Raw genomic sequence first — 12417 nt, forward strand, 5'->3', positions numbered from 1 at the left:
GACTGACATGACTGTTGGAGTAACGCTCAACGCCTCCGACGCGCCGAACCAGGTCGACGCCACCGTCCAACTGGCCCAAGAGGCCGCGGGGTTCGGTGTCACATCGGCCTGGTTCGGGCAGACCTTCGGCGCGGACTCACCACAGCTCGCGGCGATCGTCGGACGCGAGGTGCCCGGACTGCAGGTCGGCACCTCCGCGATCCCCGTCTTCGGCCGCCACCCGCTGCTCGTCTCCAGCCAGGCCCTGACCGCCCAGGCCGCGACCCACGGCCGCTACCACCTCGGTCTGGCCGTGGGCACGAAACTGCTGACGGAGACCGGCTTCGGCCTGCCCTTCGACCGCCCCATCGCCCGCCTGCGCGAATTCCTCACCGCCCTGCGGCAGTTGACCACCACCGGCACGGCCGACTTCCACGGCGAGCTGCTCACCGCCACCACACCCGTCCCGGCCCGGGTACCGGGTGCCGACAACGGCGTCCCCCTGCTCGTGGCCGCGATGGGGCCACAGGCGCTGCGGGTCAGCGGCGAGCTGGCCGACGGGATCCTGCCCTATCTGGCGGGGCCGCGAGCCCTGGCGGACCACATCGTGCCCGCCCTGACCGCCGCCGCCGAGGCCGCGGGCCGCCCCGCGCCCAGGATCGTGGCCCTGGTGCCCGGCGTCGTCACGGACGACGTCGACGCCGTGCGGGCCAAAGCAACCGACACCCTCGCCTTCTACGAACAGATCCCGTCCTACGCACGGGTCATCGAACTCTCCGGCGGTAGAAGGGCCGCCGACCTGGCCGTGATCGGCGACGAGGAGACGGTCGCGGCCGAGGTACGCCGATACCGGGACGCCGGCGCCACCGAGGTCGTGTTCTCGGCCACCGAGATCGCCGGAGAAGCCGACCGCCGACGGACCTGGCGACTCCTCGGCGAACTTGCCCGCTGAGCACACGCGTCGGCTCGACAGGCCCGTGCATCCCTGCCCGAAGTCACCCCGCCACAAAGGAGATTGCCCATGACCACCGAGGCCACCACCGCGGACCTCCACGCCTTCACCGAGACCTGGCTGGAGTGGTACCGCGCCCAGGAGGCCCGGCTCGCCGCCCCGCACGGGTTCCTGGCGATCACCGGCCTGCACTGGCTCGACGACCGGCCCCAGCGCTTCCCGGACGCGCCCGGCGCGTGGCGCACCGGCCCCGAAGGCGTCGTCGTGGACCTGGACGAGGGCGAGGAACTGCTCGTCGACGGGACACCGGTACGCGGTGAGCACCGCTTCGGCGTACTGCCCGAGCGTGGCGGCGTCGATGCCGTCTGGGGCGACGCCGTCATCGAGGTCGCCAAGCGCGGCGGCCAGGACATCGTGCGCCCCCGGCACCCGGACGCCCCGCTGCGCACGGCCTTCACCGGAACGCCGGCCTACGCCCCCGACCCGCGCTGGGCCGTGACGGGCCGCTACATCCCCTTCGACACTCCGCGGCCGACCACCGTGGGCGCCGCCGTCGAGGGCCTCGAGCATGTCTACGACGCTCCGGGCAGGATCGAGTTCGAGCTGGACGGACGCCCGCTGTCGCTGACCGCGTTCCCCGGTCATGGTGCGGGCCGGCTGATGGTGCTGTTCACCGACGCGACCTCAGGAGTCACCACCTACGCCGCCAACCGGTCCCTGGCCCTCGATCCGCCCGCCGCCGACGGCACGGTCGTCCTGGACTTCAACCGCGCCACCAATCTGCCGTGCGCCTACACGGACCTGGCCACCTGCCCGCTGCCCCCGGCCGAGAACCGGCTGCCGGTGGCGATCGAGGCCGGTCAGAAGATCCCCCGCGAGCGCGGCGGCTCCTGAGCCGGAAATCCCCGCAAGCACGCTCCCCCGTGACCGGGGCGAATCCATGGAGGACCGATATGCGGCACGGTGGTGACCTCAGCGCCCGCTACGCCGGCGCCACCGTGTTCTCCCGGCTCTCGCGCCGGCGCCACATCGACCTCAAGCGCTCGACCAGCTGTCTCTGTCGGGTCTGACGAGCCCCCTCCCACCGTCCGACGGGCCCTCGCGCCGCCGGTCGCCGCACGGCACCCGCCGTCGCGGCACCCGCTCGCGCCTGATCTCCGTCCGTCCCAGATAACCCAAATCCCTCCGGACCCGCCTGGATCCCCGGATCCCCCCCGATCGCGCAGGATCCTCCGCCTCCTTGATCCCCCTCCGCACAGCGCTCCCCCGGCACCGCTCCCGCGTCGGCCGGGGTCGCACGCCCGCGCACGCCCCAGCACGCCCGCGCACGGCTGTACCTCCGCACCCCACCCGTGCCCGATGACACGAGCAGGAGAAGCCCCTCCGTGACTGCACTTCCCGATGTCAGAACCTCTCGGTGGGCGGCACTGACCGCCCTTGTGACCACCAGTGTCCTGCTGACCGCCTGCGGCTCCGGCGGCGGCGGTTCCGGCGGCGGCGCAGCAGCGCCGAAGTCCGGCGGCACCCTGACCTTCGCGGTGGGCTCGGACGCCGGCTGCGTGGATCCGCAGCAGGTCGCGAGCAACGAGACCATCTACTCCGTGCGCCAGATCGTGGACTCACTGACGGACCAGGACCCCAGGACCGGCAGGATCGTGCCGTGGCTGGCGAAGAGCTGGGACGTCAGCTCCGACGCCACGACGTTCACCTTCCATCTGAGGTCGGGCGTCACCTTCAGCGACGGCTCGAAGCTGACCGCGCAGGTGGTCAAGGACAACTTCGACGCCGTGCCGAAGCTCGGCGCGTTGGGGACGCTCGCCGAGGGCTATCTGAGCGGCGTCAAGAGCACCACGGTGGTCGACCCGCTCACCGTCAAGGTGACCTTCGACCGGCCCAACGCCCAGTTCCTGCAAGCCACTTCGACCCACTCGCTGGGGATCGAGTCGTCGGCGAGCGTGAAGAGGAGCCCGCAGCAGAAGTGCAGCGACGGGGTGGTCGGGTCCGGGCCCTTCGTGTTGAAGCAGTACGTGCAGAACCAGTCGGTCACCCTGGCCAGGCGCACGGGATACGCGTGGGGTTCCTCGCGGTGGAGCAAGAAGGGCGAGGCGTACCTGGACAAGTTGGTGTTCAAGGTCGTACCGGAGGCGGGCGTACGGGCCGGGAGTCTCCAGTCCGGGCAGGTCGACGCCATCAGCAGCGTGGGGAAGGCCAACGAGGCGGCGCTCAAGGGCGGTCAGGTCACCCTCCTGCGACGGGCCAACCCCGGCGTCGTGTTCGGGCTCGGCCTGAACAACGCGCGGCCGGTCCTGAAGGACGCGAGGGTGCGCCGGGCGATCGCGTCGGCCATCGGCCGGCAGCAGATCGCCGACACCGTCTTTCCCACCGGCACCCAGGCGGCGACCAGCATCCTGGCGCACACCACGCCCGACTACACCAGCCTCGCCCCGGACCTCACCACCGACGCGTCGAAGGCCAAGTCGCTGCTGAATGCGGCCGGTTGGAAGATCGGCAGCGACGGCATCCGCACCAAGGGCGGCCAGAAGCTCAGCCTGACCATCGACTGGGTCCCCAACGCCGGCACCAACCAGCCGGCGCTGGAGCTGATCCAGCAGCAGCTCAAGGCCGTCGGCGTCCAGGTGTCCCTCAAGCAGCTCCAGGTCACTCAGCTCGCGCCGACGCTGCAGTCGGGCGACTACGACGCGGCCTGGGGGAACGTCACCCGGGCCGACCCGGACATCCTGCGCAGCTCCTTCTCCACGAAGCTGGCCAACTACTACCGCGTGCCGGCGAGCGGCCTGGACACCGTCCTGGCCGCGCAGGCCGCGACCACGGACACCGCCAAGCGCAAGCAACTGATAGGCCAGGCGCAGCAGTTGATCGTGCGGAACGCCTACTACGTGCCGGTGGTGGAGCTCCAGACCCAGCTCGGCGTGACGAAGAAGGTGCACCACCTGGACTTCGACGCCTCCAGCCGGCTCCAGCTGCACGACACCTGGATCGGCTAGCCGCATGCGCCGGTATGTGATCAAGCGGCTCGCCCAGGCGGTCGGGGTGCTGTGGGCGGCGTACACCATCTCGTTCCTGGTGCTGGACTACCTGCCGGGCGACCCGGTCACGGCGATGGCCGGTGCCGGGATGGACTCGGGACAGGTCGACCCGCAGCAGATCGCCGCCCTGCGGCACGAGTACGGCTTCGACAAGCCGGTGCTGGTGCAGTACGGCGAGTATCTCGGCCGTGCGGTGCGCGGGGACTTCGGCGACTCGGTGTCCACCGGCCGCCCGGTCGCCTCGACGGTGGCCGACGCGCTGCCGCAGACCCTGCAGTTGACCGGCGCGGCACTGCTGCTCGCGGTGGTCCTCGGCGGCGGTCTCGCGGTGCTGGCGACCTACGCCTCCCGGCGCTGGCTGCGGCAGCTGCTGCTGTCGCTGCCGCCGCTCGGGGTGTCCGTCGACGAGCTGGGCCGCGACGTGTTCTCCCGCGTCGTCCACGGCGCCCAACTGTCCTTGAAGGCAACGCTGATCGCCGTGCTGGTCGCGTTCGTGGTCGGCGGGCTGCTGGGGGTGGTGGCCGGGTTCGTGGGCCGCTGGGTGGACGACGTGCTGATGCGCTTCGTCGACGTGCTGCTGTCCATCCCCGCGCTGTTCATGTCCCTGGCCCTGGTCACCGCGCTCGGCTACGGCACGGTGAAGGTGGCGGTCGCGGTCGGCATCGCCAGTGTGGCCGCGTTCGCGCGGGTGGCGCGCTCGGAGGTGCTGCGGGTACGGCAGGCGGTGTTCGTGGAGGCGTCGCGGGCGAGCGGGGCGCGCTGGTACTCGGTGCTGGGCCGGCACGTCCTGCCCAATGCGGCGGGCCCGGTGGTCGTGCTGGCCACCCTCGACTTCGGCTCCTCCATCCTGGCCGTGTCGGCCCTGAGCTTCCTCGGCTACGGCGCTCCCCCGCCGGCCCCGGAGTGGGGCACGTTGATCTCCGACGGCCGCAACTACCTCGCCAACGCCTGGTGGTTGACCGCGCTGCCCGGACTGGCGATCGCCGCGACCGTGCTGGCCACCAACCGCATCGCCCGCGCACTGGACGGCGAATGGTCCCGGCAGCGATGACCGACGTACAGAGAAGCGATGAGGACGGTGAGGACGGTGAGGACGTGACCAGCCCCCTGCTGGAGATACGCGGTCTGTCGGTGTCGTACCGCACCCGGAGCGGCACGGTCCAGGCTGTCCGGGGCGTGGACCTCGACGTGTGGCCGGGACAGGTGACGGCGGTGGTCGGCGAGTCCGGCTCCGGCAAGAGCACGACCGCGCACGCCGTCACGCGGCTCCTTTCGGCGAACGGCACCATCGACGCGGGCACGATCCGCTTCGGCCGGCACGACCTGGCCACCCTGTCGGAGGCGGAACTGCGCACCGTACGCGGCGCGCGGATCGGACTGGTCCCCCAGGATCCGACGGTCTCCCTCAACCCGGTGACGCGCATCGGCGACCAGGTCGCCGAGGTGCTGCGCATCCACGGTCTGGCGACCCGCCGATCGGCCGCCGCGGAGGCGATCGATGTCCTGGACCGGGCCGGACTGCCCGACGCGGCCGTCCGGGCCCGGCAGTACCCGCACGAACTGTCCGGCGGCATGCGGCAGCGCGCCCTGATCGCCATCGCCATCGCCGCCCGGCCCGAGCTGATCATCGCCGACGAGCCCACCAGCGCCCTCGACGTCACCGTGCAGCGGGTCATCCTCGACCATCTCCAGCGCCTCACCGAGGAGTCGGGCACCGCGGTCCTGCTCGTCACCCACGATCTCGGGGTCGCCGCCGACCGGGCACAGCGGCTGGTCGTGATGGAGCGGGGCGAGGTCGTCGAGGCGGGCCCCACCCGTGACCTCCTCGCCGACCCGCAGGACGAGTACACCCGGCACCTGCTGGCCAGTGCCCCGAGCCTGACCACCGCCCGGGTCCGCACCCCTGCATCCGTCCCCGAGCCGGACACGGCGCCCCTGGTCGAAGTGCGCGACCTGGTCAAGGAGTTCGGGCTGCCCCGGGCCGGGGACGGGCCCCGCACCCTGCGCGCCGTCGACGACGTCAGCTTCACCCTCCACCGGGGCCGCACCCTCGCCCTGGTCGGAGAGTCGGGCTCGGGCAAGTCCACCACCGCCCGCCTGGTACTGCGCCTCACCGACGCGACCGCCGGACAGATCCTCTTCGACGGCACCGACGTCACCACCGCCAAGGGCGCCCGGGTCAGGCAGCTGCGCCGCCGTGCCCAGCTCGTCTACCAGAACCCCTACGCCTCGCTCGACCCCCGGTTCTCCGTCGCCGAGGTGATCACCGAGCCGCTGCGCGCCTTCAAGGTCGGCGACCGCGCCTCCCGGCTCGCCCGGGCCCGTGAACTGCTCGACCGGGTGGCCCTGCCCGCCGCCACGCTGGAGCGCCGCCCGGCGGAACTGTCCGGCGGGCAGCGGCAGCGCGTGGCGATCGCCCGAGCGCTCGCCCTCTCCCCCGACCTGGTGGTCTGCGACGAGCCGGTCTCCGCGCTCGACGTGTCCGTACAGGCCCAAGTCCTGGACCTGCTGGCCGAGTTGCAGGCCGACACCGGGGTGGCGTACCTGTTCATCTCGCACGACCTGGCCGTCGTACGGCAGATCGCGCACCAGGTCGCCGTCATGCGGGCCGGCCGCGTCGTCGAGACAGGCGCGCCGGACGAACTGTTCACCCGCCCCCGGCACGAATACACCCGCGAACTGCTCGCGGCGATCCCCGGCGGCCGCGTCGTCACCCCCGTCGCCGAGACCACCACGAGCTGATGGCATCTCGTCACGGCGCTCATTCCGGCCCGTCGTCCCCCAGCGTCGACCTCAGACTGCGCAGGGCGTAGTACACGCGGGACTTCACCGTGCCCTGCGGGACGCCCAGGGCCTCGGCCGCCTGCTGGGTGGTGCGGTCCGCGAAGATCGTCTCCTGCAGTGCCTCGCGGTGCGCGGGGGTCAACGACTGCAGGGCGTCCCGCACCACGATCGATGACAACATCCGCTCTATGACGTCCGCTTCGGCGCACAGATCGCTCAGCCAGGAGTTGCCACTGACCTCCGTCGGCCGTGCCATGCGCGTCCGGTGCGCGTCGATGACGAGGTTGCGCGCGACCCGGAACATCCAGGGCCGTACCGCCATCCCCTCGCTGTCGCTCAGGGCCTTTTTGTTCCAGCAGCGCAGCAGCGTCTCCTGGAGGATGTCCTCCGTGAGGTAGGCGTCCCCGCCCAGCATGCGCAATACGTATGAGTAGAGAGCCGGACCGTGTTCCAGGTAGAGATCGCGCAGTGCCCGCTCGTCGGGGGAGACCGCGCTCGCCGATCCGATGACCGTCACGTTCAAGGTGTGCTCCTGGTGCTCGCGGTGGCCTGCCCCTCGGTTCGCGGACCGAGGGGCTTGGCCTCGTGAAGCCCGGAGTCTTGCGACGTGCGATGCATGCTCCATTGACAAATGGTTCACGCGGCGGCGGCAGCCATATACGCGCAGGTCGTAGGCGCTGGAGCGCTCAGACGAACACCTCCGGCTCGGCCATGCGTCTGCGGACCTGTCGGGCGAGCCGGGTGTGGTCCGGCGACAAAAGTCCCCGGCGGTCCAACTGCTCCCACATGTGCAGTAGTTCGTGCCCGTGCACTTCGATCGCGCGCTCCTCGTCGAGCCACTGCCAGGCGGCCACCGCCCGCGCCACGTCCTCGGGCGCCCGCCGGTCCCCCGCCCTGCACCGGATCCGGGCCACGGCCAGGGCCAGCACGACGGCCTCGCGGTGGTCGCCGCACAGGTGCGCGACGTAGGCCTCCACGGCCCGCGCCTCCACGGCGTTCGGATGGTCGGCGCCCGCCTCACCGGCCAGCCTCTCGCGCAGCCGGGACGCGGCCTCGTACGCCTCGTCCAGTCTGTCGGCTCGTGCGAGAGCGTTGATATGGCCGATCTGTACGGCGAGTTCGGCGGGTACGGGCGTGGCGGCACGGGCGGCAGCGGCGGCACGGGCCACGGCGGCGGTGACGGCATTGACGGCGGATCCACGTCCGGGTGCGGGCGCACGTCCGGGTCCGGGTCCGGGTTCGGGCTCCAACGCAGGCTCGGGTCCGGGCTCGAGCGCCGTCGACTCGGGCGCCGGCTCGTCCTCCTGATCGTGGGGCGATGCGTCCTTGGGTGCGAGGAGGCGGCTGGAGCCGTCCGGTGCGACCTCCAGGACGAAGTGACCGGTGTCGGGGCGCTCGGTCACCGTCGCCTCGACGGCCCCGCCGTTTTCGACGGCGTACCGCTGCAGTTGGTCCAGTACGACCTCGTGCACGGACTGGCCCGGCGCGGGGACGAGGGGTTCCCCCTCGATCTCGGCGAACCCCTCGTCGGAGATGTACACCTCGAAGCGGGCCATGGCTGTCCTCCTCATGATGCGCTGGGCGTGGGGCCGGCGGATTCGCTGGGAACGGCGGTGGGGGGAGCGGTCGTGGTGAAGGTGGGGGCGACGAGGCCCGACGGGAGCGTGATGATCCCCGCGTACTTGGCGAACTGGGCGCGGACGCCCGCGACATAGTTCTGGGCCTCGCCGGTGTCCGGCACGCCCTTGGCCGCACGGACGGAGTCCATCCCGACGTCGTAGCCCGCCAGGGCGAGATCGAGGACGCTGCCCACGGCCTCGTTGGCGTCGATCATCTGCTGCGCCTGGCCTGCCAGATCACACATGTAGCGGCCCTGCGCCATGATCGAGTCCTCCGCGTCCAGCGCGGAGGTCTTGCCGTTGCCGTCGTCGTCCTTGCCGTACTTCTTGAAGATGTCGGGCGGCAGCTGGGAGATGCCCTGCTTGCCGTCGCGGACGAGGGACGCGTCGAAGTCGGACGCCCTGTCGATCTGGGCCGCGATGACCCTCGGGCCGATGGCGTCGCAGAGCTTGCCGGCGTTCTGGATCGGGTCCACCAGGTCCTTGGGCACCGACGAGGTGTCCAGGTCACCGCGTCCGTCGCCCTGGAAGAGCACCAGCGCCGAACTCGCCTCGGCCGTGCTCGGGGCGTGGCCGCCATCGCCTCCACCTCCTCCTGCGCCGCCGCCGAGGAGTCCGTGGAAGAACATGTAGAGCAGGATCACCGGGGCCAGGATGACGTCGAACCCGCAGAAGATCAGGACGACGATGCCGATGCCGGCCGCGGCGAGCATGAGCATCACGCAGCCGACGCCGCAGCCGGCCAGGGTCGCCGCGTTCCTGGCGGTGTTCGATCCGCCTTCTTCGTCGCCCATGGGCGTGTGACCTTCTTCCCTTCACCTTGAACCGGCGTGCCGTGACGGCCCGTTGTGCTGTCCGTCGGGCTCGGCAATCGAAACGGGCCTTGGCACAAATTGGTTCAAAACTGGTGGAAGCCAAATGAGTCAGAGCATCGGACGCACGAGGCGAGAAGGGGGCGGGACACACATGGGCACACCTTCGGCAACGCCGTCAGGGCATGGAGGTTGGGTACGGGGACCGAAGACCGACCGGCCCGCCGCCCCGCCGCGGACCGCGCAGCCCGCCCCGCGGCCCAGGCCCCGTCGCCAGTCCTCCGCCCCGGCCGCCGAGCCGGGCTGGGGTGAGCCCCGCCGGCCCAGGTCGGCCCGGGGCAGGGCGCGCAACGAGGTCGGCTGGGTCAAGGCGCACGGCGGCGCCGGGGTGAGTTCGCTGGTCGAGGTGCTCGGCGGGGTGGACGTGGGGTCCCGCTGGCCGGATCCCTCCCGGGGCGAGCCGCGTCGGGTCGTGCTGGTCGGGCGGACCAGCGCACGCGGACTCCAGTCCGTGTCCCAGGCCCTGGGCGCGCTGAAGGACGGGCGCGCCCCGCAGGGGATCGACCTGCTGGCCGTGGTGCTCGTCGCCGACGCCCCCGGCCGGCTGCCGCTCGCGCTGCTGCGCCGTATCCGGGTCCTGCGCTCGGTCGCCCGGGTGCAGCGCGTGCCGTGGATTCCGGCATGGCGGACCGGCGGGACCCCGAAGGTCCTGCCGAGACAGCTCGACAGCCTTGCCGAGCTCACCGGTAGCGGAGTCCACAGCGAGGAGGCCGTGTCATGACCGCGTCCGCACCGGGTGCCGGATTCCTGGCCGCGGCCACCTACAACCCGCCGGACGGCGCAGGCCTGATCATCAACATCCTCGCGTGGTGCGTCACGGCCGCGGGCGTCTTCGGCGTGATGGTCGTCGGCATCAACATGGCCATCCAGCTGAACCGGGGCGAACCCGGCGAGGGCGGCGCACACTTCCGCGGCGCCTTCTTCATCCTCCTCGCCTGTGTGGTCGCCACGTCGGCCAGGCCACTCGTCGAGTTCCTCGGCGACCTGTCCCTCCTCGGGCCGTAGGCCCGTCGCACACCTTTCCGTCCCACACCTTTCGGTACTGACACCCATCTCTCGCCCACCGCTCGCGCGGGCGTCGACTACCTGGAGATCCCCCATGTCCTCATTGCTGTTCGAAGCCCACAACCTCCTCGCCGCAGGCGTGCCCCAGCCCAAGAGCCAGTCCGTGCCGGGGCTGAGCGACAAGGTCGACAAGGTCCTCGGCGCGGTCTCCTGGGCGGGTACGGCAGCCGGTGTGCTGGGTGTGCTGATCACCGGCGCGATGATGGCCGTGTCCCTCAAGCGCGGCGAGAGCTCGGAGCACATGAGCCGGCTCGGCATGGTGCTCGGCGGCTGCGTCCTGATCTCCAGCGCCGGCCCGCTGATGACCTTCGTCTTCCAGTGAGCCGTCCGGTGGACAAGCGCCTACGCAGGCTGCGGCGGGCCCCGGAACCGGGGCCGTACTGGAAGCAGCGCAGCTGGCAGTGGTCGGCGGGATTCCTCGGCCTGGTCGTACTGGTCGGCGGGTTCATCGCCCTGACCTCCGGCGGCGACGACGCGAACGCGGCGGCCGACGGCCCGCTGTCCCACAAGTCCGGGCCGCGCAACAGCCGTCCCCAGGGCTGCCGGACCGACGACAGCGCGGGCAGCGCGCTGCCCGAGTCGGCGCCGAAGGACATCACCTGGCACAGGCTCGGTGTCGGGCGGATACCCGTCTCCGCCTCGGCCGGGCCCACCCGGACGGACGGGCCGGTGCACTGGTGCTTCGCGCACACCCCCGTCGGTGCCGCGCTGGCCGCCACCGTCATCCCGTCCCAGATGAGCGGGTCCGGTTGGGAGACCGTCTGCCGGCAACAGGTCGTGGAGGGCAACGGACGCAAGCTGTTCGAGTTCCAGCGCTCGGCCTACCAGGACATCGACAGCGCCGCCGACACGGGCGGCGGCGCTGTCGGCTCGTACGCCGGCTTCTCGGTGACCTCGTACACGAGCGGGACGGCGAAGATCCGCCTGCTGCTCACGTCCACCCAGGGCTATGGGACGACCACGATCGTCGTGCGCTGGAGCGACGGCGACTGGAAGCTCGTACCCACCGACGACGGCTCCCTCTACACGACGGTGGCACCGGTCGAGGGCAGCCCCAGCGGCTACATCCCGTGGGGAGGCACGACATGAACTGCGACTCGTCCGGCAACCCCATCGTGGATTTCTTCACGGGCTTCTTCAGCTTCCTGGGCAACCCCATCGGGACGATCCTGAACCAGATCGCCAAGGCCATCCTCGCTGCCGCGATCAAGGTGTTCGCGACCCTGACGGTCAACGTGCCCACCCTGACGGGAACGGGCACGTCGAAGGACGTCAGCAACCAGACCCAGTGGCTCGTCGTCTATCTCGCGGTCGGCTCGATCCTCGTCGCCTGCGCCCGCATGGCCCTGGAGCGCAAACCCACCGCGGGCACGACCGCCCTGAAGGGCATGCTCCGGGTCGTCCTGGTCTCGGGCGCGGCGACCACCGTCGTGCTGGCCGCCGCCAGTGTGGCGGACGACTACGCGTCCTACCTGTTCGACAACGGTGCGCAGGACGTGCTGTCGGACGTCGGCTCCTGCAGCACCGGCTCCACCGCCGAGGCCATCCTGCTCCTGGTCCTGGCCTTCCTGCTGCTGATCGGCGGGATCATCCAGACGATCCTGATGTACATCCGGCTCGGCGTGATGATCATTCTGCTCGGCACCCTGCCGCTGGCCGCGGCGGCGTCGATGACCGAGTGGGGCGCCGGATGGTGGCGCAAGCACATCGGCTGGATGATCGCCTGGCTGCTGTACAAGCCGGCGGCCGGTCTCGTGCTGTACACCGGCGCGGCCATGTTCACGCAGAGCAAGTCCGGCAAGGACCCCCAGATCGACGAGCGCATCGCCGGCATCGGCGTGATGCTCCTGTCCGCGGTCGCCCTGCCCGCTCTGCTGAAACTCATCGTGCCCGCCACCGCCGCGCTCGGCGGAGGCGGCGCGTACTCCGAGGCGATGCAGGGCGTGGGCGGCCAACTCGCCAGCGGGGCCAAGTCGCTCGGCGGCAGCGGCGGTTCCGGCGGCGCGGGCCACGCCGGGCCCAGCGGGCCCAGCGGCGCCTCGGGGACCACGGGCGGTGGCGGATCGTCCGGGGCGAACGGTGCCGACGGCGGCAGCGGC

Annotated in this window: 13 protein-coding genes; 10 read left to right on the forward strand and 3 right to left on the reverse strand. The window is 71.4% G+C overall.

All coding sequences use genetic code 11. The features are described 5' to 3' along the window. The first annotated feature begins 7 nt into the window (after positions 1–7). From JYK17_RS36655 to JYK17_RS36675, 5 genes are all read left to right on the forward strand, one after another. Entirely contained in the window at positions 8–931 is a 924-nt protein-coding gene (locus tag JYK17_RS36655) for an LLM class F420-dependent oxidoreductase (RefSeq protein ID WP_222812080.1), read from the forward strand. 69 nt (positions 932–1000) lie between these two features. Beyond that, positions 1001–1825 (forward strand): DUF1684 domain-containing protein, encoded by an 825-nt coding sequence (locus JYK17_RS36660; protein WP_222812081.1) that lies wholly within the window; start codon positions 1001–1003, stop codon positions 1823–1825. Between the two features lie 491 nt (positions 1826–2316). After that, positions 2317–3936, forward strand: coding sequence for an ABC transporter substrate-binding protein (locus JYK17_RS36665; RefSeq protein WP_222812082.1), 1620 nt, complete (start codon positions 2317–2319; stop codon positions 3934–3936). A gap of 4 nt (positions 3937–3940) precedes the next feature. Beyond that, the gene (locus JYK17_RS36670; protein ID WP_222812083.1) at positions 3941–5029 is read left to right on the forward strand and encodes an ABC transporter permease subunit; all 1089 of its coding nucleotides are present in this window, start codon (positions 3941–3943) and stop codon (positions 5027–5029) included. Next, positions 5026–6720 carry a dipeptide ABC transporter ATP-binding protein gene (locus JYK17_RS36675; RefSeq protein WP_222812084.1) on the forward strand — a complete coding sequence of 565 codons (1695 nt, stop codon included), beginning with the start codon at positions 5026–5028 and terminating at the stop codon, positions 6718–6720. The genes JYK17_RS36670 and JYK17_RS36675 overlap by 4 nt, the downstream gene beginning before the upstream one ends. A gap of 19 nt (positions 6721–6739) precedes the next feature. On the opposite strand, the gene JYK17_RS36680 is transcribed toward JYK17_RS36675, so the two are convergent. The 3 genes from JYK17_RS36680 to JYK17_RS36690 all read right to left on the reverse strand — a co-directional run bounded on the left by JYK17_RS36680 (position 6740) and on the right by JYK17_RS36690 (position 9175). Beyond that, entirely contained in the window at positions 6740–7279 is a 540-nt protein-coding gene (locus JYK17_RS36680) for a sigma-70 family RNA polymerase sigma factor (protein ID WP_372465373.1), read from the reverse strand. A 169-nt stretch (positions 7280–7448) separates the two neighbouring features. Then, positions 7449–8318 carry a hypothetical protein gene (locus JYK17_RS36685; protein WP_108007948.1) on the reverse strand — a complete coding sequence of 290 codons (870 nt, stop codon included), beginning with the start codon at positions 8316–8318 and terminating at the stop codon, positions 7449–7451. Between the two features lie 11 nt (positions 8319–8329). Then, positions 8330–9175 (reverse strand): lysozyme family protein, encoded by an 846-nt coding sequence (locus tag JYK17_RS36690; RefSeq protein WP_222812085.1) that lies wholly within the window; start codon positions 9173–9175, stop codon positions 8330–8332. A gap of 172 nt (positions 9176–9347) precedes the next feature. Here JYK17_RS36690 and JYK17_RS36695 point away from each other — a divergent pair, with 172 nt between their 5' ends. The 5 genes from JYK17_RS36695 to JYK17_RS36715 form a co-directional block, all read left to right on the forward strand. Further along, on the forward strand, positions 9348–9974 hold the full coding sequence (locus JYK17_RS36695) for a DUF6668 family protein (RefSeq protein ID WP_222812086.1): 627 nt from the start codon (positions 9348–9350) through the stop codon (positions 9972–9974). Beyond that, the gene (locus tag JYK17_RS36700) at positions 9971–10258 is read left to right on the forward strand and encodes a hypothetical protein (protein WP_164932269.1); all 288 of its coding nucleotides are present in this window, start codon (positions 9971–9973) and stop codon (positions 10256–10258) included. Before JYK17_RS36695 ends, JYK17_RS36700 begins: the two co-directional genes overlap by 4 nt. A 94-nt stretch (positions 10259–10352) precedes the next feature. Next, the gene (locus JYK17_RS36705) at positions 10353–10640 is read left to right on the forward strand and encodes a hypothetical protein (protein ID WP_108007946.1); all 288 of its coding nucleotides are present in this window, start codon (positions 10353–10355) and stop codon (positions 10638–10640) included. An 8-nt stretch (positions 10641–10648) separates the two neighbouring features. Further along, complete coding sequence (locus tag JYK17_RS36710) at positions 10649–11407, forward strand: DUF8175 domain-containg protein (RefSeq protein WP_222812087.1); 759 nt, start codon at positions 10649–10651, stop codon at positions 11405–11407. Next, on the forward strand, positions 11404–12417 hold a 1014-nt coding region (locus JYK17_RS36715; RefSeq protein ID WP_222812088.1), incomplete at its 3' end, for a hypothetical protein. The genes JYK17_RS36710 and JYK17_RS36715, both read left to right, overlap by 4 nt.

Origin of the sequence: Streptomyces plumbidurans (genome assembly GCF_019857225.1) — a bacterium.
Classification (GTDB): Bacteria; Actinomycetota; Actinomycetes; order Streptomycetales; family Streptomycetaceae; genus Streptomyces; species Streptomyces plumbidurans.